This window comes from Microbacterium sp. NPDC058345 (assembly GCF_042723855.1).
Classification (GTDB): Bacteria; Actinomycetota; Actinomycetes; order Actinomycetales; family Microbacteriaceae; genus Microbacterium.
On record NZ_JBHXIG010000001.1, the window covers coordinates 386,984 to 409,632 of the forward strand.

General features: G+C 68.8%; 23 protein-coding genes and 1 pseudogene. 8 read left to right on the plus strand and 16 right to left on the minus strand.

Features of this window, described 5'->3' with window-relative positions; all coding sequences use genetic code 11:
- Positions 1 to 167: 167 nt before the first annotated feature.
- Positions 168 to 464, minus strand: coding sequence for a co-chaperone GroES (gene groES, locus ACFWH5_RS01965; protein WP_378831166.1), 297 nt, complete (start codon positions 462 to 464; stop codon positions 168 to 170).
- A 227-nt stretch (positions 465 to 691) separates the two neighbouring features.
- Between groES and ACFWH5_RS01970 the strand changes: the two genes are divergently transcribed.
- Positions 692 to 1,888, plus strand: a complete 1,197-nt coding sequence (locus tag ACFWH5_RS01970) for an SAM-dependent methyltransferase (RefSeq protein ID WP_378831168.1) — start codon at positions 692 to 694, stop codon at positions 1,886 to 1,888.
- Here the strand turns inward: ACFWH5_RS01970 and ACFWH5_RS01975 are convergent, their stop codons facing one another.
- The 12 genes from ACFWH5_RS01975 to coaA form a co-directional block, all read right to left on the minus strand.
- Positions 1,889 to 3,031, minus strand: a complete 1,143-nt coding sequence (locus tag ACFWH5_RS01975; RefSeq protein WP_378831170.1) for a hypothetical protein — start codon at positions 3,029 to 3,031, stop codon at positions 1,889 to 1,891. It abuts the gene before it with no gap.
- Positions 3,032 to 3,042: 11 nt separating this feature from the next.
- Positions 3,043 to 4,149, minus strand: a complete 1,107-nt coding sequence (locus tag ACFWH5_RS01980) for a hypothetical protein (protein WP_378831173.1) — start codon at positions 4,147 to 4,149, stop codon at positions 3,043 to 3,045.
- 3 nt (positions 4,150 to 4,152) lie between these two features.
- A complete protein-coding gene (locus ACFWH5_RS01985) occupies positions 4,153 to 4,593 on the minus strand; it encodes a hypothetical protein (protein WP_378831175.1) in 441 nt (146 codons plus the stop codon).
- A complete protein-coding gene (tsaD, locus tag ACFWH5_RS01990) occupies positions 4,590 to 5,678 on the minus strand; it encodes a tRNA (adenosine(37)-N6)-threonylcarbamoyltransferase complex transferase subunit TsaD (RefSeq protein WP_378831178.1) in 1,089 nt (362 codons plus the stop codon). The genes ACFWH5_RS01985 and tsaD overlap by 4 nt, the downstream gene beginning before the upstream one ends.
- A complete protein-coding gene (rimI, locus tag ACFWH5_RS01995; protein ID WP_378831181.1) occupies positions 5,675 to 6,256 on the minus strand; it encodes a ribosomal protein S18-alanine N-acetyltransferase in 582 nt (193 codons plus the stop codon). The genes tsaD and rimI overlap by 4 nt, the downstream gene beginning before the upstream one ends.
- Positions 6,253 to 6,840 (minus strand): tRNA (adenosine(37)-N6)-threonylcarbamoyltransferase complex dimerization subunit type 1 TsaB, encoded by a 588-nt coding sequence (tsaB, locus tag ACFWH5_RS02000; RefSeq protein WP_378831182.1) that lies wholly within the window; start codon positions 6,838 to 6,840, stop codon positions 6,253 to 6,255. Before tsaB ends, rimI begins: the two co-directional genes overlap by 4 nt.
- A 111-nt stretch (positions 6,841 to 6,951) precedes the next feature.
- Entirely contained in the window at positions 6,952 to 7,482 is a 531-nt protein-coding gene (locus ACFWH5_RS02005) for a hypothetical protein (protein ID WP_378831183.1), read from the minus strand.
- A gap of 130 nt (positions 7,483 to 7,612) precedes the next feature.
- Positions 7,613 to 8,092, minus strand: coding sequence for a tRNA (adenosine(37)-N6)-threonylcarbamoyltransferase complex ATPase subunit type 1 TsaE (tsaE, locus tag ACFWH5_RS02010; protein ID WP_378831186.1), 480 nt, complete (start codon positions 8,090 to 8,092; stop codon positions 7,613 to 7,615).
- The gene (gene alr / locus ACFWH5_RS02015; RefSeq protein ID WP_378831188.1) at positions 8,089 to 9,189 is read right to left on the minus strand and encodes an alanine racemase; all 1,101 of its coding nucleotides are present in this window, start codon (positions 9,187 to 9,189) and stop codon (positions 8,089 to 8,091) included. The genes tsaE and alr overlap by 4 nt, the downstream gene beginning before the upstream one ends.
- Entirely contained in the window at positions 9,186 to 9,551 is a 366-nt protein-coding gene (locus ACFWH5_RS02020; protein WP_378831191.1) for a holo-ACP synthase, read from the minus strand. Before ACFWH5_RS02020 ends, alr begins: the two co-directional genes overlap by 4 nt.
- Before the next feature lie 160 nt (positions 9,552 to 9,711).
- Positions 9,712 to 11,556: a glutamine--fructose-6-phosphate transaminase (isomerizing) gene (glmS, locus tag ACFWH5_RS02025; RefSeq protein ID WP_378831193.1), complete on the minus strand. Its 1,845-nt coding sequence runs from the start codon at positions 11,554 to 11,556 to the stop codon at positions 9,712 to 9,714.
- A 268-nt stretch (positions 11,557 to 11,824) separates the two neighbouring features.
- Positions 11,825 to 12,766, minus strand: coding sequence for a type I pantothenate kinase (gene coaA / locus ACFWH5_RS02030; protein ID WP_378831196.1), 942 nt, complete (start codon positions 12,764 to 12,766; stop codon positions 11,825 to 11,827).
- A 56-nt stretch (positions 12,767 to 12,822) separates the two neighbouring features.
- Here coaA and ACFWH5_RS02035 point away from each other — a divergent pair, with 56 nt between their 5' ends.
- From ACFWH5_RS02035 to ACFWH5_RS02045, 3 genes are read left to right on the plus strand one after another with little or no spacing between them, the layout of a single operon-like run.
- Positions 12,823 to 13,761 (plus strand): Ppx/GppA phosphatase family protein, encoded by a 939-nt coding sequence (locus ACFWH5_RS02035; RefSeq protein WP_378831198.1) that lies wholly within the window; start codon positions 12,823 to 12,825, stop codon positions 13,759 to 13,761.
- Positions 13,762 to 13,770: 9 nt separating this feature from the next.
- Positions 13,771 to 14,241, plus strand: a complete 471-nt coding sequence (locus ACFWH5_RS02040) for a VanZ family protein (protein WP_378831199.1) — start codon at positions 13,771 to 13,773, stop codon at positions 14,239 to 14,241.
- A complete protein-coding gene (locus tag ACFWH5_RS02045; RefSeq protein ID WP_378831202.1) occupies positions 14,238 to 14,918 on the plus strand; it encodes a low molecular weight phosphatase family protein in 681 nt (226 codons plus the stop codon). The genes ACFWH5_RS02040 and ACFWH5_RS02045 overlap by 4 nt, the downstream gene beginning before the upstream one ends.
- Before the next feature lie 113 nt (positions 14,919 to 15,031).
- Here ACFWH5_RS02045 and ACFWH5_RS02050 read toward each other — a convergent pair whose 3' ends face one another.
- Together ACFWH5_RS02050 and ACFWH5_RS02055 are read right to left on the minus strand one after the other, a co-directional pair.
- Positions 15,032 to 16,219 carry a sensor histidine kinase gene (locus ACFWH5_RS02050; RefSeq protein WP_378831204.1) on the minus strand — a complete coding sequence of 396 codons (1,188 nt, stop codon included), beginning with the start codon at positions 16,217 to 16,219 and terminating at the stop codon, positions 15,032 to 15,034.
- A complete protein-coding gene (locus ACFWH5_RS02055; protein ID WP_378831207.1) occupies positions 16,216 to 16,857 on the minus strand; it encodes a response regulator in 642 nt (213 codons plus the stop codon). The genes ACFWH5_RS02050 and ACFWH5_RS02055 overlap by 4 nt, the downstream gene beginning before the upstream one ends.
- A gap of 139 nt (positions 16,858 to 16,996) precedes the next feature.
- On the opposite strand from ACFWH5_RS02055, the gene ACFWH5_RS02060 reads away from it, so the two are divergent.
- From ACFWH5_RS02060 to ACFWH5_RS02070, 3 genes and pseudogenes are all read left to right on the plus strand, one after another.
- Complete coding sequence (locus ACFWH5_RS02060; RefSeq protein ID WP_378831210.1) at positions 16,997 to 17,485, plus strand: VanZ family protein; 489 nt, start codon at positions 16,997 to 16,999, stop codon at positions 17,483 to 17,485.
- A gap of 91 nt (positions 17,486 to 17,576) precedes the next feature.
- Positions 17,577 to 17,954 (plus strand): annotated as a pseudogene (locus tag ACFWH5_RS02065) (low molecular weight phosphatase family protein); the annotation flags it as partial.
- A 411-nt stretch (positions 17,955 to 18,365) separates the two neighbouring features.
- Entirely contained in the window at positions 18,366 to 19,064 is a 699-nt protein-coding gene (locus ACFWH5_RS02070) for a cell wall-binding repeat-containing protein (RefSeq protein WP_378831211.1), read from the plus strand.
- A 196-nt stretch (positions 19,065 to 19,260) separates the two neighbouring features.
- Here the strand turns inward: ACFWH5_RS02070 and ACFWH5_RS02075 are convergent, their stop codons facing one another.
- Entirely contained in the window at positions 19,261 to 20,532 is a 1,272-nt protein-coding gene (locus ACFWH5_RS02075) for an oligosaccharide flippase family protein (protein WP_378831213.1), read from the minus strand.
- Positions 20,533 to 20,850: 318 nt separating this feature from the next.
- On the opposite strand from ACFWH5_RS02075, the gene ACFWH5_RS02080 reads away from it, so the two are divergent.
- Positions 20,851 to 22,005, plus strand: coding sequence for a glycosyltransferase (locus tag ACFWH5_RS02080; RefSeq protein ID WP_378831215.1), 1,155 nt, complete (start codon positions 20,851 to 20,853; stop codon positions 22,003 to 22,005).
- Positions 22,006 to 22,649 lie beyond the last annotated feature (644 nt).

Here is a 22,649-nt window from a genome sequence, read left to right on the forward strand (position 1 = left end):
GACGAGTGTGCTTCCTGCCGTCCCCGCCGGCATCGGGGGGCACCCCGAGGGTTGCGGGGCCGGTCGGGGGGTTCTGGGGGTGGGGGCTGGAATCCGATAGGGGGCGACACGACGAAGGGCCCGGATGCCGCAGCATCCGGACCCTTCGAGGACCTGGCGTCAGAGCGTCAGCGGACGACGACCGCGAGGACGTCGCGAGCCGACAGCACGAGGTACTCCTCGGCGCCGAACTTCACCTCGGTGCCGCCGTACTTGCTGTAGAGCACGCGGTCGCCGACGGCGACGTCGAGCGGAACGCGGTTGCCGTTGTCGTCGATGCGGCCGGGGCCCACGGCCACGACCTCGCCCTCCTGGGGCTTCTCCTTCGCGGTGTCCGGGATGACCAGACCGCTGGCGGTGGTCTGCTCGGCCTCGACCTGCTGGATGACGATGCGGTCCTCGAGCGGCTTGATGGAAACCGACACGGTGTACCTCTTCTTTCTTGACGGAGATCAGAAGACTGGTTAGCACTCTCATGCCGAGGGTGCTAACTCCAGTCTATGCCGACCGCTGGCACTCACGCAATGCGAGTGCCAGCTCCGCGCGTGGCGGCGCTCGGGTGGCGCCGCTGGTCGCCTCGCGAAGGCGGATGCGGCGAATCGCGCCTCCCCAGCGCATCGGATGCCGCCGAACCCGCGCATAGGCTGGTGCGATGGAGATCTCCGAGCTCGCCGCGCTGCTCACCCGTGAGGGTCTGGCGCTGCTCGACGAGGTCGGAACCGTCGCATCCCCCGCCGAGGTCGCTCGCACCGTGTCCCGGCTGCGCGCCGCCGGCCATTCGCCCGACCTCGTCTCGGCCGTGGTCGGACAGGCGAGCCTGAGAGCGCGGGCCGAAGCCAAGTTCGGCGACTTCGCGCAGCGGATGCTGTTCACCCGCGCCGGTCTCGAACAGGCCACCCGGCTGAGCGTCGCCACACTGCACGCCGTGCGGATGCGGCAGGCCGGGATGACCGCCGTCTCAGACCTGGGCTGCGGCATCGCTGGCGACAGCCTGGCCTTCGCCGGCGCGGGGCTCGAGGTAGAGGCTGTCGACGCCGATGAGGTGACGGCCGCGATCGCCGCCTACAACCTGGCGCCGTTCGGCGACAGCGCATCCGTGCGACAGGGGCGGGCGGAGGACTCCCTTCCCGTGCACCGCGGCGACACCCATGCGATCTGGCTCGACCCGGCCCGGCGCACCGCCGGGCACAGCGAGACGCGCCGCACCGCGGCATCCGACTGGTCGCCGTCTCTGGACTGGAGCTTCGAGGCCGCCCGCCGGCACCCTGCGGGCATCAAGCTGGGACCGGGACTGGATCGCGACCTGATCCCCGGCGACGTCGAGGCGCAGTGGGTGAGCGTCGACGGCAGCGTCGTCGAACTCGTGCTGTGGAGCGGGGCGCTGGCGCGCGAGGGCGTGCGGCGCGCGGCACTGGTGATGCGCGACGGCGATTCCCACGAGCTGACGGCGCCGGCGGATGCCGAAGATGCGCCGGTGCGTGAACTGGGTGCGTTCCTGCACGAACCCGACGGCGCGGTGATTCGCGCCCGGTTGATCGGCGAGGCGGGGCGGATGCTGGATGCCGGGATGCTCGACCCGCAGATCGCGTACCTCACCGGAGACAACGCCGTGACGAGTCCGTTCGTGCAGTCGTTCCGGGTGCGTGAGACGATGCCCGCGCATGTGAAGACGATCAACGCCGCACTGCGCGCGAACGACGTCGGCCGGCTGGAGATCAAGAAGCGCGGTATGGACGTCGACCCCGCCGCCTTCCGCAAGAAGCTGAACCTGCGCGGATCCGCCCAGGCGACCCTGATCCTCGCCCGCACCGCGGCGGGCAGGGTGGCGATCCTCGCCGATCGGGTCTGATCAGCCGATCTCACCGGTGGTGTCGTCGACCGTGGCGCAGTATCCCGTGTCGACGTCGCAGGTGATCGAGGCCGCCTGGCGGATGACCGTCAGCAGCGGGCCGCGCGGCGAGTGCCACCGCAGGCTGTAGCTGACCTCGGGCAGGGCCAGCACCAAGGGATCCTGCGCATCGAGCCCGCCGCACCCGCGCGCGGTGTCGTGGGTCACCGGGTCGACCACCAGCAGGCAGGCGTCGCCATCCGCGGTCAGCCACACCGGGGTGTCGTCGTCGTAGCCGACGATCTGCAGCTGATTCGCGTCGACGCCGGCGTCGACGAGCACCTCCGCCAGCACCACCTCGCCTTCGGAGAATCGGTCCCGCCAGCTGCCGTCGGACGCCATCCGCTGGATGACGGTGACCGGCTCGCCCGAGATGCCCTGAAGCACGGATGCGGTGAGGTACACCAGTTCGCCGTCGACCGACACCTGCATCTGCGCGCCCGCTCCGCCACCCCAGCTCTCGATCTGCTCGCGCGTGTAGCAGTCGCCTGCGGACTTCTCGCCGAAGCGCAGCACGATGCACTCGCGGGCGCCATCGTCGCGCGTCGCCGACCAGACCGACGCCCCGTGCTTCGCACCGGCGAACCGCACCGACCCGGGGTCGTACTCGCCGGATGTCTCGATCTGGGTGAACTGCTCCCGCTGCTCGGCCGTCATCGCCGGCGCCGCATCGGCCGGGCGGATCGGCAGCAGCCAGCCGCCGGCGAAGCCGAGGAGGGCGGCCGCCACCACGGCGAGGGTCAGCAGCAACCGGCCGCGACGTCCGCCGCGCGAGTCGCCCGTCTGCCGGGTGATGGTCGGTTCGAGGGCCGGCTCCTTGGCCGGTTCGAGGGCCGGCTCGGGGATCGGCTCGAGCGCCGGTCCGAGAGCCGCTTCCTTCCGCGCGGGCTCCGCCTCCGGTTCCGGGCTGTACACCGGATCCGGGTTGTACGCCGGATGCGGCGGCTCGCTCTGCCGCCGCGAGTCCGGCGGCGCGGCCGGCGCGTGGCGGCGCGCGTCGAGCTCACGCAGCTCGGCGACCTCTGCCGCCGTCAGCGCGTCACCGGGCGCGAAGGCGCGGCGCTGCAGCTCGCGCCGTCGCGCGGCATCCGTCTCGTCCAGCATCCGTCACCCCCTCACTGCACGGCTGTCGTGCCGCCCTCGGCGTGACGGACGATCGTCAGATCGTACCCGCGGGTCGGCGAGGCATGCACGCTGTACGTCACATCGGGCATCTCGAGCTCGAGGGTCGGCTCCGAGGCGTACATCAGCGCGCCGCAGTGCTCGGCGAACCCGTCCGTCTGCTCCACGAGCAGGCAGGTGCGGTCGGCCTCGTACAGCCAGACGGGGATGTCGCCGTCGTAGCCCACGATCTGCAGGAATTGACCGTCGAAGCCGGATTCGACGAACATCTCGGCCGTCGCGAGTTCGCGCTCGTCGTACTGCGACCGCCAGTCCCACGAGTCCGCCGAGCTCTGACGCTGCACGATCACCCGGCGCTCACCGGTCACGTCTTCGATGAACGTCGCCCAGAGCATGTACTCGTCGTCGCCGTCGTTGTACGAGAGGGTCGTCTGGGGTCCGTAGTAATAGGCCTCTTCCATCTGCTCCGGCAGGACGCATCCGGTCTTCTCGTCCTCGTCGTGGGTGAGGATGAGGCAGTCCGTGGTCGAGCCGTCCTTCGTCGCCTGCCACACGTTCACGCCGTACTTGTCGCCGAGCAGCCGCACCGAGCCGGGATCGTACGTGCCCGAAGCCTCGATCCGCGCCCAGATGTCCTGCTGCTCGTCGCTCATCGCCGACCCGCCGTCGCCGCGCGCGAACGCCAGCCATCCGCCGCCGAAGCCGAGCAGGATCGCCAGGGCAGCCACGAGCGGCAGCAGCCAGCGGCGGCGGGACGGCGCCGGGGTCTCGGTCGCCGGCGCGTTCGTGTGCTCACTCGCCGCGGTGTCCGCGGCCGGCGCTCCGGCGAGCGGAGCAGTCGTCACCTGCGGCGGCGCGGGCAGCGGATGCTCCTCACGCGCGTGCGCGGATTCCGCGGTGGCATCCGGCGCAGGCTGTGCGACTTCCGGCGCGACCGGCGCGACCGGCTCCGGCGCACGCACCTCGGCCGCGGCGACCGCCAAGCTGCGGCTGTCGAGCGCATGCAGTTCAGCGGCTTCAGCCCGCGTCAGAGCACCGCCGGGCGCGTACGCCCGCCGCTGAAGCTCACGTCGTCGTGCGGCATCCGCGGCATCCAGCATCCGTCACCCCATGGTCTCGAACTGCATGGCGGCCCAGATCAGCCACCCCGCACTGAACAGCGTCGCCACGATCCCCAGCACCAGCGCCCAGATGGCCACCTCACGGTTCTCCACCGGGCGACGCAGCGACATGGTCGCCGCGATGACCGCGACGATCGCCACCGGGATGCCCCACCCGACGAACATCGAGGTGGCCAACGCGACGATCGCGGCGAACAGGGCCCAGGGAGCGAGCTTGGCGTCGTCGGCCGGCTCGGGGACCGCGGGCGCCCACCCCGTGTCGGCGAACGCATCGACGTCGGCGATCGGCCCGGTGGCGACCGGCTCCACACTGACCGGCCCGGTCGGAAGCTTGCCGTACCCCTTCGCGGCGCCGGGCAGCGACGCCGACCCCTGAGGCTTCTCGACCTCGGGGGTGGGACCTTCGATGCGCGGGTCGGTCATGCCGGACTCACCTGGATCTCGGTCACCGGCAGCGTCGAGTCCGCGCCGAAGGCGAGCGTCGACGGTGCGCGCCCGCTCGCGATCAGCTCCGCGGCGAGGCCGGCGATCATCGCACCGTTGTCGGTGCACAGCGACAGCGGCGGGATGCGGACGGTCACGCCGGCGGCCGCAGCACGCTCTGTCGCCACCTCGCGCAGCCGTCGGTTGGCGATGACGCCGCCGCCGAGCAGCAGGCGGGGCACGCCGCGGTCGGCGCAGGCGGCGAGCGCCTTGGTGACCAGCACGTCGACGACCGCCTCCCGGAAACCGGCCGCGACGTCGGCGACGGGGATCTGCTCGCCGTTCGCCTCGGCGCGCTCCACCCAGCGGGCGACCGCCGTCTTCAGGCCCGAGAACGAGAAGTCGTAGCGGTGCGCGGCCATGTCGGAGGCCTTCGACAGTCCGCGCGGAAAGCGGATCGCCTTCGGGTCTCCCCCGATCGCCGCCCTGTCGATCTGCGGCCCGCCGGGATACGGCAGACCGAGGATGCGCGCCACCTTGTCGAAGGCCTCCCCCGCCGCGTCGTCGACCGTCTCACCGAGCAGCTCGACGTCGGTGGTGAGGTCGCGCACGTGCAGCAGCGAGGTGTGACCGCCGCTCACCAGAAGCGCGATCGTCGGATACTCGAGCGGACCGGCGTCCGCCCGGTCCGGCGCAGCGGGCGAATCCGGCATCGAGAGGATGTCGGCGGCGATGTGCCCGACCAGATGGTTCACCGCGTACAGCGGCTTGCCCAGCGAGACGGCCAGGCCCTTGGCCGCTCCGACGCCGACCATCAGGGCCCCGGCGAGCCCCGGACCGCTCGTCACGGCCACGGCGTCCAGCTCGTCCAGGCTGACTCGGGCCTCGGCGAGGGCACGGTCGATCGACGGCTGCAGCGCTTCGAGGTGCGCACGGGCCGCGACCTCGGGGACCACGCCGCCGTAGCGGGCGTGCTCATCCATGCTCGAGGCGATCGTGTTCGACAGCAGCGTGCGGCCGCGCACGATGCCGATGCCGGTCTCGTCGCAGCTCGTCTCGATGCCGAGCACCAGGGGTCCGATCATGTGCGTCCCTCCCGTGCGGCATCGTCTTCGCGCGATTCGACGGAGATCGCACGCTCTGCAGGATCGACCTGCGGATCCTCTCCTGCAGGTCGTGCATTCTCCTGCGCGGCGGGAGGCTTCCCGGCGTTCCAGGTGCGCAGGTCGAGCCGCATCACGACCGCGTCGACGTCGTCGGGCTGGTAGTAGCGCGGGCGCCGGCCGAGCTCGGCGAAGCCCTCCGAGTTGTACAGCCTCTCGGCGACCGGGTTGTCGGCGCGCACCTCGAGGAACAGCTCCTTCGCTTTCCGGGCGACGGCCTCGGCGATCAGCGCGCGCAGCAGCGCGCGGCCGCGGCCTCGGCCGCGGAAGGAGGCGTCCAGGGCGATGGTCTGGATGTCGGCATCCGCCCCGCCGCGCAGCGCCCGCAGCCCGCCGTAGCCGACGATCCGGTCGTCGTCCTCGTCGACCAGGTAGAACGTGTGGGCGCTGGTGAGCTCGGTGCCCATGGTCGCCTCGCTCCACGCGTCGGTGGGAAAGCTGCGACGCTCGAGGTCCATGATCGCCGGCAGGTCGGCGACGGTCGCGGGGCGAAGGCTCATGCGCTCACCCGCTTCGGTGCCCCGGGCTGCACGACGTCCGGCGAGCGCAGGTACAGCGGTTCTGCATCCGCGAGCACCCGGCCGGCGGTGATCGCGGCCTGCCCGACGCGAGCGAGCGCGGCGGCCGACAGCTCGGCGGCCTCGATCACGGGCGCCTCCAGTTCGGCGCCGTGCTTCTCGAGGCGGGTGGGTGCGATGAGATTCGGGATGCCGTCGGCATCCGTCCCGTCGAAGACGCTCACCGCGATCTCGCGGCGTCGCGCATCGGTGACGACGGCGAAGGGTCCCTGTGCGGCCGTGTCGAACGCGATCGCGTAGTGGCTCGGCACGGGAACCACGGGGATGCCGCGGCCCAGCGCGAAGGCCCGGGCGGCAGAGATGCCGATCCGCAGGCCGGTGAACGGGCCAGGGCCCATGCCCGCAACGACATGGGTGATGCCGGGGCGTGCGACGCGGGCGAGCAGATCGCCGATCACCTCGGCATGTCCGAGCGGGTCGGGGGTCGACGCCTCCGCGACCGTGCGCCCGTCGGCATCGATGACGGCGACGGCCGTGCCCAGAGAGGTGTCGACGGCGAGGATCACCTCTCCAGGTTAGTCGTGGTCGGTCGCGGTGACGGCGTCGGGCTCACGCGAAAACGCCGCGACGCGGGCGGTGGCTGAGATCCGTCAGCGACCGCCCGTGCCGATGCGGTCTCAGGGGGCCGGCGTGTACGGCGTGTAGAACGTCGGCTCACCCGCCAGCACCATCGGCGTTCCGTCGTCGGCGACGATGGAGATGAGCTCCGACGTGCCCTGCGTGGTCTCGGTCGTGTCGGTGTAATCGAACAGGAAGTCGAGCTGGGAACCGGCGGGCACCGTGACCGGCACGCCAAGGTAGCGACCGAGGATCCTTCTGTTCTCCAGAGCTCGCTGACCCCGGTACACACTGCCATTGACGACGATGGGCTGAAGCGAGGAGAAGGGGTAGGGCCAGAGCGCGATGCGGATCGAGACGGTCCCGTCGAAGTCCGCATCGCCGTTGTTGAAGATCGTGAACCCGGCTGTGCCCGCGGGGTTCCCCTCGCCCCCTGGCGTCACCGAATACCACAGCCCTTCCACCGGGGGTGTGACCGATGCGGCGGCGAAAGGCACGGCGGTCGCCGCGGCGACGACGGGCACACTCCAAGCTGCTGCGCGGGTGAAGGTGCGTCGGCTGATGCCGGGTGACTGCTGTTCCTGCTCCATCGGGGGCTCCTCTGCGATTTGGGATACCAGATTATCGGTGGCGTCACGGGGTACAAATTCACCCACCGCACTGATCATCTGCGTCACCCGAAACCGGACGGAGGCCGGCGACGGACCGCCCAGAGCGCTCTCAGCGCTGCACGCGGGCGATGGTCACGAATCGCGGGGCGTCGGCGTCGAGGTCCTCATCCGCCACGTCGGCGCCGCCGACCGGGCGTTCGAGCTCGATGTCCCACCAATCGTCGGCGACGGCATCCGCCATCGGCCTGCCCCACTCGATCACGACCACCGAACGGGCGAAATCGATGTCCAGATCGTCGAGCTCGGCGGCCGACCCGAGCCGGTACGCGTCGACGTGCACCAGGGGGGCGCCGCCCACGAGCGACGGGTGCGTGCGAGCGATCACGAACGTCGGGCTCTGCACCGGACCGCGTACGCCCAGCCCCTCGGCGATGCCGCGCGTGAACGTGGTCTTGCCGGCACCGAGCGGACCGGTCAGGACGAGCAGATCGCCGGCGCGCAGCTCGGCGCCGATGCGATGCCCGAGCTGCTGCATGGCATCCGCGGTGGCGATCTCGTGCCGGCCGGTCAGCTCGTCGAGGGCGCTCACGACATCGTCCGCCGCGGCACGCGCGCCCCGATGCGGGTGACGATCTCATAGTTGATGGTGCCCGCGGCATCCGCCCAGTCCGTGGCGGAGGGGTGGCCCAGCGTCGGATCGCCGAACACGACCACTTCATCGCCGACGGCGACGGGCTCGTCGCCCATGTCGACGACGAACTGATCCATCGCGATGCGCCCGCACACGGTGTGCGGCCGGCCGTTGATCAGCACCGGTCCCCGGTCGGATGCCTGCCGCGGGATGCCGTCGGCGTAGCCCAGCGGTACCAGCGCGAGCGTGGTCTCCCGCTCGGTGCGGTGCACGTAGTCGTACGAGACGCCCGTGCCGGACGGCACCCGGCGCACCGCGGCGACCGCCGCGCGCAGGGTCATCGCGGGGCGCAGCCCCAGCTCGGCCGAGCTGCGGCCGGCGAACGGCGAGAGTCCGTACAGGCCGATGCCGATGCGGACCGCATCGAGCCGCGCCTCGGGAAGCGCGATGGCTCCGGCGGTGGCGGCGAGATGACGGATCTCGGGGCGGATGCCGTGCGCCTCGGCCCGCGCCAGGATCTGCTCGTACCGGGCGAGCTGCGCCCGGTCGTCGTCGGGGCTCGCGCCGGACAGGTGGCTGAAGATGCCGACGACGCGGATGCGGCCGATGCGTTCGAGCCGCGCCGCCTCGGCGAGCACCCGCTCGAGCTCCGCGGCCGCGATGCCGTTGCGTGAGAGGCCGGTGTCGACCTTGAGGTGCACGGATGCCGGGGCCGGCGACGCCTCGGATACGGCGACGAGCTGTGCAAGCGAGGAGACGCCGATCTCGATACCGGCCTGTACGGCGTCGTCGAAACGGCGGCCCGGTTCGTGCAGCCACGCCATGAGCGGGGCGGTGATCCCGGCGCGGCGCAGGGCGAACGACTCCTCCAGGGTGGCGGTGCCGACGCGGCTCGCTCCCCCGGCGAGCGCCGCGATGGCGACCTCGGCCGCGCCGTGCCCGTACCCGTTGGCCTTGACCACCGCGATCACATCGGTCGCGGTGAGCCGGCGCAGATGCTGCACGTTGTCGGAGATCGCCCCGAGGTCGATGGTGGCTTCGCGGAAAGGGTTCACGAGCGGTAGTCCTCGCGTTCGGCGATGACGTACGCGGCGGCCAGGCCGGCGTCGTGCGTGAGCGAGAGGTGCAGGGCCGTGATGCCGCGGTCGGCGACGACCTGCGCTGTCGAACCGCTGAGCACGAAATGCGGGCGCCCCGACGCCTCCGAGGCGATCTCGATCTCGTGCCAGTACACCCCGTCACTGCCGCCGAGCGCCTTGATCAGCGCCTCCTTCGCGGCGTAGCGGGCGGCGAGCGAGCGCAGCCGCAGGCTCTGCTCGGCGGGGGTGAACAGGCGCTCGAGCAGGCGCGGGGTGCGCGTCACCGACCGTTCGAATCGCGCGACGTCCACGAGGTCGATGCCGGTGCCGATGATCACCCGTTCAGCCTACTCGCGCGGGATCCGGCACAGCATTCGCCGATTCCGGCTCACCGGGAGCACTGCCGCCGACATCGCGATCGAGAACCGCGGCTCCGGATGCCGCACACGCAGAACCGCCCCGGAGCACGCGGCTCCGGGGCGGTTCGCAGAGATCAGATCACTCGACGGTGACAGACTTCGCGAGGTTGCGCGGCTGGTCGACGTCGAGTCCCTTGGCCGTGGCGAGCGCCATGGCGAAGATCTGCAGCGGCACGACCGCGAGGATCGGCTCGAACAGCGCGCCGGCGAGCGGGATGCGGATGACCTCGTCGGCGTAGGGCAGCACGGCGGCGTCGCCCTCTTCCGCCACGACGATCACCCGGGCCCCGCGGGCGCGGATCTCCTGGATGTTCGACACGACCTTCGAGTGGATCAGCGCGGAGTGCCGCGGCGACGGCACCAGCACGAACACCGGCTGACCGGGCTCGATCAGCGCGATCGGGCCGTGCTTGAGCTCACCGGCGGCGAAGCCCTCGGCGTGGATGTACGAGATCTCCTTGAGCTTCAGCGCGCCCTCGAGAGCGATCGGGTACCCGACGTGGCGGCCGAGGAACAGCACCGACCGGGTGTCGGCCATCCAGCCGGCGAGCTGGGTGACGTGGTCGTTCTCCTCGGCGAGCACCTGGGCGACCTTCTCAGGCAGGCTCTGCAGTTCGGCGACCTCGCCCGAGGCGTCGGATGCCGTGCCGCGCACGCGGCCCATGTGCAGGCCGAGCAGCAGCAGCGCGGTGATCTGCGCCGAGAACGCCTTGGTCGAGGCGACGGCCACCTCGGGGCCGGCGTGCGTGTAGACAACCGCATCCGACTCGCGCGGGATCGTCGCGCCCTGGGTGTTGCACACCGACAGCGTCCTCGCGCCGCGCTCGCGCGCGTACTTGACGGCCATCAGGGTGTCCATGGTCTCGCCCGACTGGCTGATCGAGACGACGAGGGTGTCGGCGCCGATCACCGGGTCGCGGTAGCGGAACTCGTGCGCGAGCTCGACGTCGACGGGCACCCGGGCCCACTGCTCGATGGCGTACTTGCCGACCAGCGCCGCGTACGAGGCGGTGCCGCACGCGGTGATGATCACGCGGTTGATGCCGGTGAAGAGCTCATCGAGTCCGTCGAGCTCGGGGATGACGACGGCACCGCCCTGGATACGGCCACGGATCGTGTTCGCGACGGCCTCGGGCTGCTCGGCGACCTCCTTGGCCATGAACGACGACCAGCCGCCCTTCTCGGCCGCGGCGGCGTCCCACGAGACCTCGAACGGCTGCGCGTCGACGGCGTTGCCGTCGAAGTCGGTGACCGTCACCGCGTCGGGGGTGATCGCGACGATCTGGTCCTGGCCGATGGCGAGCGCGTTGCGGGTGTGCTCGACGAAGGCGGCGACGTCGGAGCCGAGGAAGTTCTCGCCCTCGCCCAGGCCGATGACCAGCGGGGAGTTGCGGCGGGCGCCGACGACCAGGCCGGGCTGGTCCTCGTGCATGGCGAGCAGCGTGAACGCGCCCTCGAGGCGGTTGACCACGTCGCGGAACGCCTGCTGCAGGTCGCCGGTGCGGCCGTACTCGCGGCCGAGCAGCGCGGCGGCCACCTCGGTGTCGGTCTCACTGCGGAAGGTCACGCCTTCGGCGGTGAGCTCGTCGCGCAGTGCGGCGAAGTTCTCGATGATGCCGTTGTGGATGACGGCGAGCTTGTCGTCGTCGGCGAGGTGCGGGTGCGCGTTGACGTCGGTCGGTCCGCCGTGCGTCGCCCAGCGGGTGTGGCCGATTCCGGTCGTGCCGTCGCCGAGCGCGGCATCCGACAGCGAGTCGCGCAGCATGGCGAGCTTCCCGGCCTTCTTGCGCATGCCGAGCGTGCCGTCCTGGTCGATAACCGCGATGCCGGCGGAGTCGTATCCGCGATATTCGAGGCGGGCGAGACCCGCGAGAAGGATGTCCTGGCTGGGGCGCGGGCCCACGTATCCGACGATTCCACACATGGGTTCAAGGATAAGCCGCGCATTTTGCGAGGGTTCTGAACGAACTCTCCCGATCCCCGAGGGGTCACAGATGGTCGCCTCGAACACGCCGGATGCGGCACGATGCGACCCCTCACGAAGCCAGACGACTTCTACGGGCCCGACCCCGCTTCCCCGAGGGGTCGCAGATGGTCGCCTCGAACACGCCGGATGCGGCAATATGCGACCCCTCAAGAACGCAGACACCTCGACGCGGGTGCGCCGACGGGATGTCGCGGGGCGAGACCCGTCAGACCTTGCGCAGCAGCACGCTCTCGACGGCGTGCTCGGCGCCCTTGCGCAGCACGAGGGTGGCGCGGTGCTTGGTGGGCAGCACGTTCTCGACGAGGTTCGGCATGTTGATGTCGTTCCAGTAGCCGAGGGCGGTCGTCACGGCCTCCTCGTCGGTGAGGTGGGCGAAGACGTTGAAGTACGACGACGGGTTGCTGAAGGCACCCTGGCGCAGGGCGAGGAACCGGTCGATGTACCAGCTCGCGATGTGCTCGACCTCGGCGTCGACGTAGATCGAGAAGTCGAACAGGTCGCTGACCGCGACGTCGTTGGGAGCGGGCGGCGGCTGCAGCACGTTCAGACCCTCGACGATGACGACGTCGGGGCGGCGCACCACCACGGTCGCATCGGGGACGATGTCGTAACGCATGTGCGAGTAGAACGGGGCGCGCACCTCGGCGGCGCCGCTCTTCACCTCGGTGAGGAACTCCAGCAGCGCCCGGCGGTCGTACGACTCGGGGAACCCCTTGCGATCCATCAGCCCGCGCCGTTCGAGCTCGGCGTTCGGGTAGAGGAATCCGTCGGTCGTCACCAGCTCGACCCGCGGGGTGCCGGGCCAGCGGCTCATCAGTTCGCGCAGCAATCGGGCGATGGTCGACTTGCCCACCGCCACCGAGCCGGCGACGCCGACCACGAACGGGGTGGTCGTGTCGTCCTCCTGCAGGAACTCGCTCGTCGCGGCGCCGAGCCGCTTCGCCGACGACGCGTACAGGCTGAGCAGCCGGCTCAGCGGCAGGTACACCTCACGCACCTCGGCGATGTCGAGTCGGTCGCCGATGCCGCGCACCTCGACGATCTCGGTCTCGCTGAGCGGCTGGTCGAGCCCGGCGGCCAAACGCGCCCAGTCCGCGCGGTCGATCGCGCGGTAGGGAGACAGCGGCAGGTTCGGGGCGGCGCTCACGGACTACATGGTATCGGCCGTGTCGCGAACGCCCGGCGCGCGGGTAGTCTCGTCCCGTGCGCCTCGGAGTCCTCGACATCGGATCCAACACCGTGCACCTGCTCGCGGCCGACATCCGTGCCGGCGGGCGCCCGCTGGCGACGAGCAGCGATCGCACCGTGCTGCGCCTGATGCGCTACCTCACCCCAGAGGGTGCGATCAGCCCCGAAGGGCTGCAGGCGCTCACGGATGCCGTGGACCAGGCGAAGCGCGTGGCGGATGCCGAGAACCTGCAGACCCTGATCGCCACGGCCACCAGCGCGGTGCGGGAGGCCGCGAACGGCGCCGAGGCGATCGCGCGCATCGAGCAGCGGCTCGGTCAGCCGCTGCAGGTGCTGACGGGCGAGATGGAGGCGGAGCTGACGTTCCTCGCGGTGCGTCGCTGGTTCGGCTGGTCGGCCGGCCGCCTGATGCTGCTCGACATCGGCGGCGGGTCCTTCGAGTTCGCCGCCGGGGCGGACGAGCTGCCCGAGGTCGCCGCATCCGCCCCGCTCGGTGCCGGGCGCATGACGATCGAGTTCCTCACCGACGACCCGCCCGGCGAGGAGCGCGTCGCCCCGCTGCGCGCCCACGCCGAGACAACCCTCGCTCCGATCGCCGCACGCTTCCGCGCACTGCCCTCCCCCGACCACGTCGTCGGGACCTCCAAAGCCATCCGCTCCCTCGCCCGGCTGGCCGGGTATCCGGCGCCGGGCTGGTCGGGTACCGACCGGATGCTGCTGCCCCGCGATGCGCTCGGCTCGTGGATCCCCCGGCTCGCCCGCATCCCGGCATCCGCCCGGCAGGAGCTGCCCGGGATCACCGCCGACCGCACCTTCCAGATCGTTGCGGCCGCGGTCTGCCTGCACACCGCGATGGAGGTGCTCGACATCGCCGAGCTGGAGGTGTGCCCGTGGGCGCTGCGCGAGGGCGTGCTGCTGCGGTACATCGAGTCGGTGAGCGGCGCCGGCTCGTAGACTTGACGCATGCCCCGCCCCCTCGTCATCGCCGCGCGATCGCTGCTGGGGCCGTACCTCGTCGCCCTCGCGCTGGTCGTGTGGCTTCCGGCGGTGGCCGCGTCACGGGTGACCGGGCTGGCATTCTTCGTCGCCCGCTCCTTCTCCGACGTGTCGGGCGTCTCGTTGTCGATCAGCAACGCCCTGTTCGAGTTTCTGGCGAACATCGCCCTGTTCGTCCCGTTCGGTCTGCTGCTGGCCACGGCATGGCCGCGCATCAACGCCTGGCTCATCATCCTGCTGGGGTGCGCGGCGAGCGTGAGCATCGAAGTCGTGCAGACCCTGCTGCCCAGCCGCTACCCGACCCTGTCGGACGTCATCGCGAACACACTGGGCATGGCCATCGGATGCCTCTCCGTGCGGATGCTGTGGCGGTCGAGTGCGTCTGCGCCGCCCGCTGAGGTCGGTTCCGAGCGGCCGCTCGTAGGGTCGCGAGTGTGAACGAATCGCGTCCGCAGGGGCTGACCCGTCGGGAACTGCGCCGGCGGGCTGAGGCGCTGCGACAGCCCGTCACGCACCAGGCGCAGGACGGTGCGGCACCGACGATCTTGTTCGTCTGCACCGGCAACATCTGCCGCTCCCCCATGGCGGAGATCCTGCTTCGCACCCGGCTTGAACCCCTCGGCGTGCGGGTGCACAGCGCGGGAACGCACGGGATGGTGGATCGCGAGATGGACGCGCTCTCGCAAGAACTCACCGTCGCCCTCGGGGCGGATCCCGCACTCGCCGCCGCGCACCGTGCTCGCTATCTGACCGAGCCGATGCTCAATGAGGCCGACCTGATCCTGGCCATGACCCGAGAGCACCGCGCACATGCGGTGCGGATGGTGCCCGGCATCGTACGACGCGCGTTCACGATGCGCGAGTTCGCCCGTTGGGCATCGTCGCCGCAGCAGGCGGATGCGGATGGCACCGGCACTGCAGGGATGGACACACGCTCTCGGTTCCGCCACACCGTGATGGAAGTGGCGAGTCGGCGCACAGCCGGTGCGGGGACGCTCGAAGACGACATCATCGACCCGTACCGCGCTGCACGCACCGTCTACGAGGAGTCGGCCGCGCAACTGGCGCCGGCGCTCACGGATGTCGAGCGGATCGTCGCCAGCGCGGTGGCGTAGCGACACCTCCAGCGATCAGACGCCGAGGTACTCGGCGAGCGCCTCGGCTGGTCGGCTATGCCGGTCTCGCGCGCTTGGCATCCCGGCGGCATGGCGCCGCGTGGGGTCAGCTTCTATTCGGCGGGTGCCGGGTGGCGCGTGTGCACCGGAAGTTCGACGATCAGGCGCACGCCGCCCCACGGCGAGGCGTCGAGCCGCTGGCTGCCGCCGAGCCTGCTCAGCCGCTCGTCCGAGCGTGCCAGGCCGCGCAGGCCGGTGTTCGCCGCCGGCATCCCGGAGCCGTTGTCGTCGACGGTGAGCAGCACGCGGTCGCCGTCGTCGTGGTGGCGCAGGTGCAGGCCGATGCCGATGCGGTCGGCGCCGCCGTGCAGCAGCGCGTTGTTGATGCCCTCCTCGGCGGCCCGCAGCACGGCGACCCGCCGTACGACGATAGCTTCACCGGGCTCGTCGGCGGTGAAGACGGGCTCGTCGAACGCCTCGTCGATGTCTGCATCGGTCTCGATCTGCGACGGCACCCGTCGCACCAGACGCCGCACAGCGTGGGCCAGTCCGACGTCGACGCCCGCGGGATACAGCAGATGGCTGAGCTGGCGCACTTCGTCTTCGCGCAGGGTGTCGAGCTCGTCGCGCACCTGTTCGAGCACGGCGCGGTCGCCGTCGTCGACCCTGCCGTGACCCCAGCGGTCGAGGATGCTGTCGAGTTGCACCCGCACCATCACGAGCCGCGCCTGCAGGCCGCCGTGCAGCCCCTCGGCGACGGACCGGCGCACGCGCAGCTCTTCTTCCGCGAGGGCGGCGAGCGCGGTCGTCGCGCGCAGCCGCTGCTCGGCCGCCGCGCGCTCCTGCGTGCGCAGTCGAGCCTGTGACAGCATCTGAGCCATGCCGAGCCCGATGGCCAGCGCCACGACTGCCGCGGCCGAGACGATCTCGACGAGTGATGTCTGCATCGAGGGATCCGGGTAGATGCCGACCAGCCGCTGCACGCCGAAGCGCGCCAGTGAGACGCCGCCCGAGATCGCCAGTGACATGAGCACCTGCTTGACCGGCGAGAGTGCGGGCAGACGCACCCACGCGCACAGCATCAGGGCGGCCGCGCACGCCAGCAGATTGACGATGGTGCGCACGATGAACGACTGCACTCCGTCGAGCGTCGAGTCGAACACCGATGGTGCGGCATAGACGAAGACCGACTGCGTGGCCGCGCCGATGCTGAAGGTGGCGAGTACCACACCCGAGGTCGTCAGCAGCCGGCGCAGGTCGTCGGCTGCGTCCTTCGCGGGATCCACATCGAGGTCGGTCATGCGGGAGCCTCTGGCGCGGCGCCGTGGCGCAGCACCATGAGGGCGGCCGAGACGCGACTGTTCGCCTCGGAGTCGCCCCGCACGCCCAGCACGTTGTACACGGTGTTCAGCAGGTTGTCGACGGAGTGCTGCGTGATCTCCATCTCTCGTGCGATGGCGGCGTTCGAGCGGCCGGCGGCCAGCAGGCGCAGGGCGTCGAACTGCCGCCCGGTCAGGCGCGAGAGCGGTGAGTTCTTGCGTGGTGTGAGCTTCTGCACCAGCTCGGGGTCGAGCACGCCGCCGCCGTTGGCGGTGATCCGTAGGGTGTTGAGCAGCACTGCGGTCGAGGTGGCCGACGTCTTGGACAGGTAGCTCCAGCCGGTGCGGTCCTTCGTCGGCAGCGCCAGCAGCAGATCCATGACGTCGTGTGCGGAGAGCAGCACGATGCCGAGGTCGGGCCGACGTGTGCGCAGCGATCGCGCCAGCCCGAAGCCGTTGCCATCGGGCAGGCCGATGTCCATCAGCACCACGTCGGCCGTCGAAGTCGTCAGGTGCTCCCGTGCCTCCTGCACGTTCGCGCATGTCGCGGCGACCGTGAAGCCGTCTGCGCCGTCGATGAGCGACGCAAGCAGCGAGCGGAACAGGGTCTGATCTTCCACGATCGCGACACGGATGGCTCGCTGACCGCCCCCGCGCGTGACGCTGCTTCGATCCTCGTCGCGGGAAGAGAGGAGTTCCCTCCTCTTCTCGACCGGAGCGCCCTTCGCAGGCGTGGAAGCATCTACCACAAGGGACATTGTGCCGCATGGGGCAAGATGTCGCCCGGCGAGGGGGCCGTACCTCGTCGCCCTCGCGCTGGTCGTGTGGCTTCCGGCGGTGGCCGCGTCACGGGTGACCGGGCTGGCATTCTTCGTCGCCCGCTCCTTCTCCGACGTCTCGGGCGTCTCGCTGTCGATCAGCAACGCCCTGTTCGAGTTTCTGGCGAACATCGCCCTGTTCATCCCGTTCGGACTGCTGCTAGCCACGGCATGGCCGCGCATCAACGCCTGGCTCATCATCCTGCTGGGGTGCGCGGCGAGCGCGAGCATCGAAATCGTGCAGACCCTGCTGCCCAGCCGCTACCCGACCCTGTCGGACGTCATCGCGAACACACTCGGCATGGCCATCGGATGCCTCGCCGTGCGGATGCTGTCGCGATCGAGTGCATCCGCGCCGCCCGCTGAAGTCAGTTCCGAGCGGCCGCTCGTAGGGTCGCGAGTGCGAGCGATCTGCGTCCGCAGGGGCTGACCCGGCGGGAACTGGACCGCGAGATGGACGCGCTCTCGCAAGAACTCGCCGTCGCCCTCGGCGCGGATCCACGCTCGCCGCCGCACACCGCGCCCGCTACCTGACCGAGCCGATGCTCAATGAGGCCGACCTGATCCTGACCATGACCCGAGAGCACCGCGCACACGCGGTGCGGATGGTGCCCGGCATCGTGCGACGCGCGTTCACCGTGCGCGAATTCGCCCGTTGGGCGTCGTCGCCGCAGCAGGCGGATGCCGAAGGCACCGGCGCTGCAGGAACGGACGCACGCACCCGGTTCCGCCGCGCCTTGATCGAAGTCGCGGGGCGGCGCACGGCCGGTGCGGGGAATCCCGAAGACGACATCATCGACCCATACCGCGCTGCACGCACCGTCTACGAGAAGTCGGCCGCGCAACTGGCGCCGGCGCTCGCGGATGTCGAACGGATGGTGACCAGCATAATGGCGTAGCGACGCCTCGGCGCTCACACGCCGGCGGTACTCGGCGAGCGCCCCGGCTTGGAGTGACACGGGTGGGGTCGTCCTCGCCGAGGTCAGTGACGTGTTGCCCAGCGGTAGCACGACTGGGCGTCAAGCATGGCGACCGAGATCAGTAGCCGAGACGGACGGCACGCTTCAGCCGGGACTCGTTAGCGTGCTGTACTCGGACATGGCCCAGGGCAAAGTGCGAGTACGTCACATCGTGGGCTCTGGTCAAGTATCGCTGGTCGCTGACCGTCGACGCTTCGAGCAGGCCGCGTTCAGCGGCGCGTTGAGCGGAGGCTGCGGAGCCACTGAGATCACCCTCCGGACAGTGGTGGCGGTGCACGCGCCGAGTCCGACGCCGGAAACCATCATATTCCCGGCAGGCAGGTCGAGACTGTGCGGCCCGACCGCTTCGACACGGCGACCGCCGTGTCGAAGAAGTACTCCGCACGAGTAACCGCCGTCTTCGTCGCCGCACCGGGCGAACTTCTCGACGCGCTCCCGGCCGCAGCGGCCGCCCACCTCGGCGGGCCGCTGCTACTCACGCCCGCATCGAGCATGCCCGCGAAGGTGCTCGCCGAGATCAAGCGGCTCAAGCGGAAGCAGATCTTCATCACCGACGGTTCGGCGGCCGTAAGCGATTCGGTGCGGCGGTCGTTCGCAGCGATCGCTTCGGTTCAGCGCCTGGGCGGCCCATCGCGTTATGAGACGGGTCAGCGCGTCATCGAGCGCGCCTACTCTTCGGCCGAGCAAGCGCTGATCGCCACCGGGCGAGCTTCCCCGACGCATTGGCCGCCACCGAGGCCGCCGGGGTGCTCTCGGCGCAGGTCGTGCGCGCTCACCGCGACGCGCCCCCAACCCGGTCAGGCCCGACGCGCCCGCCTGCGCTCCCTTCTTCAAGGCCAAGTTGCGACCGATCTAATGCTCTACGGACCTGTGGGAGCGACCGCAGCGGCGGTAACGGTCGACAGCAACCGTGAAAACCATAGATGTCTGCCGAATCTCGGCCGCCCGACGGTCACGGCTCCTGTCTATGACCCCCGGCCAGGCGCACAAGGTAGAGGTCGACTTCAGCGGCGCGGCAGGCGAGTATGACCCGCCCGATTTGCGACACACGCCGATGGCGCGCCCGACAAGCACCGACGTGCAGACCCTCGACTGCGGGTGACCGCGACCACGCTCAGCGCGCCAGCCAGTCACGATCGATGTCATATCGAACACCCGTGTAATCGCTGATTAGCGGTCGCGGCGATGTTTTCTGCGGCTGCGCCACGGATCATGCTTCATCGGTTCAAACGTCTTGCAGAGCTGTGGGCCTCACCAGCCAAAGCGCCATTCCGACGTATACAACAAAAGCGATCGCCTGACAAAGGCTCATGATCCACACGCCAAGCAGAAGGTCGCTGCGGAACAGGAGCAGCGCTCCTAGCGACAGCATCGTGAAGAACAGCGAGTACATCAACCCAATGTGTTCCTTGCGCAACACGATGAAGATCGTAGACAGTGGTGATGCCACCAGGTTGGCGTAGAGCGCGGGCACGAGCGCCTGCGCGAACTTGCCTGCTTCCGTCCAGCCGGGACCAAGAATGAGTGGAAAGGCAGCGGGACTAAGAAAAAACACCCCAGCGAATGGAACAGCGCCGAGGACGACTGTGCGAATTACACTGCTCCGAACGGTATGAAACAACGTCGCGCGAGCCGCATCTGCAAGCCGAGGGAAGTAAACTTGGCTGACCGCGGAGCCGATCAACCCGGCTGGCACTTGCACGAGTCGCCAAGCCTGCGAGTACTGCCCAAGTACAGAGACCGAGAAATGCCCTATCAAGAGATTAACGCCGTTCAAGCGGAATGAATCGATGAGGGTGTGCGGCATCAGCAACAGGGGAAGACGCCAATACTTGCGGCGCAGGTAGCCCCGTCGCTGCCAGTCGGACCGAGCAAAGATGCTTGCCCCAGCACCATCCGCGAAAGTCAGAAATATGGCGCCGACCAGTTGTCCGATAAGCAGGCCTGACACCAGCCCAACACCTTCCCCAGGCAGAACGAACGCAAGCGCTACCTGCGCGCCCGCCGTTGCGAAGCTCTGCACCACCCTATTGCGGCTTATTCGTCCATAGGATCGGGACCGCGTAAACCACTGGCTCAGAAAGCTGTTGTACCCCAGCAGGAACACTCCCGGCCCCGCGAGTATGAGGAACCACATCCACGCGCCAGAAAAGCTATAAGAAACCCCGAGGACAGCCACACCCGAAATCAGGACGACGAGAGACACCAATGCTAGAACGCATATACCCATACGAGTAATTGCCCGCGCTTCGCTCGCCGCCTTCGGCAGCACGATGGCCATCTCGTATCGCATGGTTCCAACGACCGACAGCAGGGTAACGACAGACAAGAAGATCGCGAACGAGCCGAAAGCAGACGGGCTATATAGTCGAGTTAGTATGGGAAGTATGGCCACGGTGACCAATTGAGCCGCCATCGATCCGGTGATCAACGTCAATATGCTTCGGCCGACACCCCTGTCAGATCGTTCGCCCGCCAAGCTGTCCAGTCCCTTCACGCGGGCCGCCTGACTTGCCGATGAGATGGTCAATCGGCGAAGGTGAAGCTCACCGGGCGGACACAGATCGACAATACCGCGAGCGGCACGACGTCGCGAACCGGCCCTGCCCTGGCCATCTTGGCGTCCGATGGGTCGCGTATAGTCACTTCTATGCCGCAGGCCCCTCGGGAGCACATACCGGACCGATCCGCCCTCGTCCTCTTCACCCAGACCTATCCTCTCGGGAGAGGAGAAGAGTTCTTGGAGGCCGAGATTCCCCGCCTCTTAGACGTCTTCGACAGAGTGGTTGTAATACCCACTCTCCATCGGCCCACCATGCCTCAGACACGACAGCTTCCCGAGGGCGCGGTACTAATCAGCGCGCCAGTCCGCGGCGCTTCGTCCGTCGCAGCATTCTGCGCAAAACAGCCGCTCAAAGCCGCCGGCTCGTTTATCCGTGCGCTACGCGCTCTTCCCAGCCTCCGCCACGTCATAGCAGACCTGCGGTTCGACCTGTATTCGATTTCGCTCGTCGAAATGCTTAAGGACGAGATTGCTTCCGCGGTCCGTGACATCGAAGAGATCCTGTTTTATGCGTTCTGGCTGCATGTCCCAGCGCGCGCTGCGGTCGAGACGCGGAGCGCTCTTGGGCAAACATCCGCTACCGCAGTCAGCCGCGCCAATGGGTTCGATTTGTACGTGGAACGGCGCGCCGACGGCTATCTGCCCCAGCGACGACTCCTCCTTAGCCAACTCGATGTCGTATTCGCTGCCTCATCCTCCGCTGAGGATTATCTACGCAAACATTATCCCGCGTATGCCTCAAAGTTCACCACTGACCGTATCGGCACCTCGCCCGCGGTGAACGCCGGCAACGCCGATCGGGACGCAATGCATCTTGTTTCCTGCTCATACATCGCCCCCGTGAAGCGCCTAAAAATGCTGATTGATGACGTCGCTGAAGCTCAGACATCCGTAGCCGACTCAATTACTTGGACACATATCGGCTCGGGCGACCCTGCCTACGAGGTAGAAATCATGTCATACGCAGCACAGCGACTGTCGCCAGGGTCATTCCGATTCCTCGGGCACATGGAGAGCCGGGAACTCCGGGAATGGTATGCGAGAAATCCATCATCAGCATTCGTACAGGTTTCGGAGTCCGAAGGTGGCCTGGCTGCTTCAATCCAGGAGGGCCTCGCCCAGGGACTGCCGGTCATCGCCACTTCCGTAGGCGGCGTCAGCGCGCTCAGCCACGACCCGGATGTCTTCGCTGGCCTGCTCGACGCGCAACACACACCGCGACAGTTTGCAGACCGCTTATCGCTCCTCCTCCACACGAACGACGAAGAGTATCAGCGGTATGTCGCAGCCAGCATGTCGTACTGGACCGCTCACTGCTCGGCCGACACACTCGCGAGTGCTTTCGCTCGTCGACTTCGGGCCCTACCGAAGGACATCGGAGAACGTCGCGCCCATTGGGGCGACTAAGATAGCGACATAGAGGCCAGCGCGGTCGCGATCACGCCTCGCAATCAGAGGCGAACTTTGGACCTAATATGAAAATCCTCCACCTCATCCCGCTACATATCCCCGCTAGCGGCATCGTCCGGCAGGCGATTACGGAACATCGGGCCGCAAAGGAATCCGGCCTCGATTGGGACGTGCGTCTATTTACTGACATCGCCTTGCCCCCTGAGGCAGAACCACTTCGCATATCGCCCGGGCGAGCACATAGCAGCCCGGAAGAAACAAGCTGGTTTCGTTACGTCGCGGATAAGATGGGCCACCGACGGTCGTTGTACCGCTGGCTTCGCCGCCATCACTCGGAGTACGACACGGTGCTACTGCGCTACACAACGTCAGACCTGGCGCGCGCAAAGACACTTCGAGAGATCTCAACTCCAGTCGTTTCAGTACACCACACATTCGAGATTCCTGAATTGATGCTCGACGCAGGTTACCGACGCCGACTACGCGTCCTCTTCGAGTGGCTGGCAGCTCGGCGAAACATTCCCGCTGCAGCGGCCCTCGCTGGCGTCACTTCAGAGATAAGCACATACGAGTTGGCGCGAACTGGCGCACAAATCCCCTCTCTAACCTTTCCGAATGGGGTCGACCCCTCCCAACATCCT

Excerpts from the sequence above, each read along its gene's own strand:
- ACFWH5_RS01980 (WP_378831173.1), bottom strand. The coding sequence starts at position 4,149 with ATGCTGGATGCCGCGGATGCCGCACGACGACGTGAGCTTCAGCGGCGG.
- ACFWH5_RS02080 (WP_378831215.1), top strand. The coding sequence starts at position 20,851 with ATGCCTCAGACACGACAGCTTCCCGAGGGCGCGGTACTAATCAGCGCG.
- ACFWH5_RS02005 (WP_378831183.1), bottom strand. The coding sequence starts at position 7,482 with ATGGAGCAGGAACAGCAGTCACCCGGCATCAGCCGACGCACCTTCACC.
- ACFWH5_RS02050 (WP_378831204.1), bottom strand. The coding sequence starts at position 16,219 with ATGACCGACCTCGATGTGGATCCCGCGAAGGACGCAGCCGACGACCTG.
- tsaD (WP_378831178.1), bottom strand. The coding sequence starts at position 5,678 with ATGATCGGACCCCTGGTGCTCGGCATCGAGACGAGCTGCGACGAGACC.
- ACFWH5_RS01975 (WP_378831170.1), bottom strand. The coding sequence starts at position 3,031 with ATGCTGGACGAGACGGATGCCGCGCGACGGCGCGAGCTGCAGCGCCGC.
- rimI (WP_378831181.1), bottom strand. The coding sequence starts at position 6,256 with ATGAGCCTTCGCCCCGCGACCGTCGCCGACCTGCCGGCGATCATGGAC.
- ACFWH5_RS01985 (WP_378831175.1), bottom strand. The coding sequence starts at position 4,593 with ATGACCGACCCGCGCATCGAAGGTCCCACCCCCGAGGTCGAGAAGCCT.
- ACFWH5_RS02040 (WP_378831199.1), top strand. The coding sequence starts at position 13,771 with ATGCCCCGCCCCCTCGTCATCGCCGCGCGATCGCTGCTGGGGCCGTAC.
- glmS (WP_378831193.1), bottom strand. The coding sequence starts at position 11,556 with ATGTGTGGAATCGTCGGATACGTGGGCCCGCGCCCCAGCCAGGACATC.
- ACFWH5_RS01970 (WP_378831168.1), top strand. The coding sequence starts at position 692 with ATGGAGATCTCCGAGCTCGCCGCGCTGCTCACCCGTGAGGGTCTGGCG.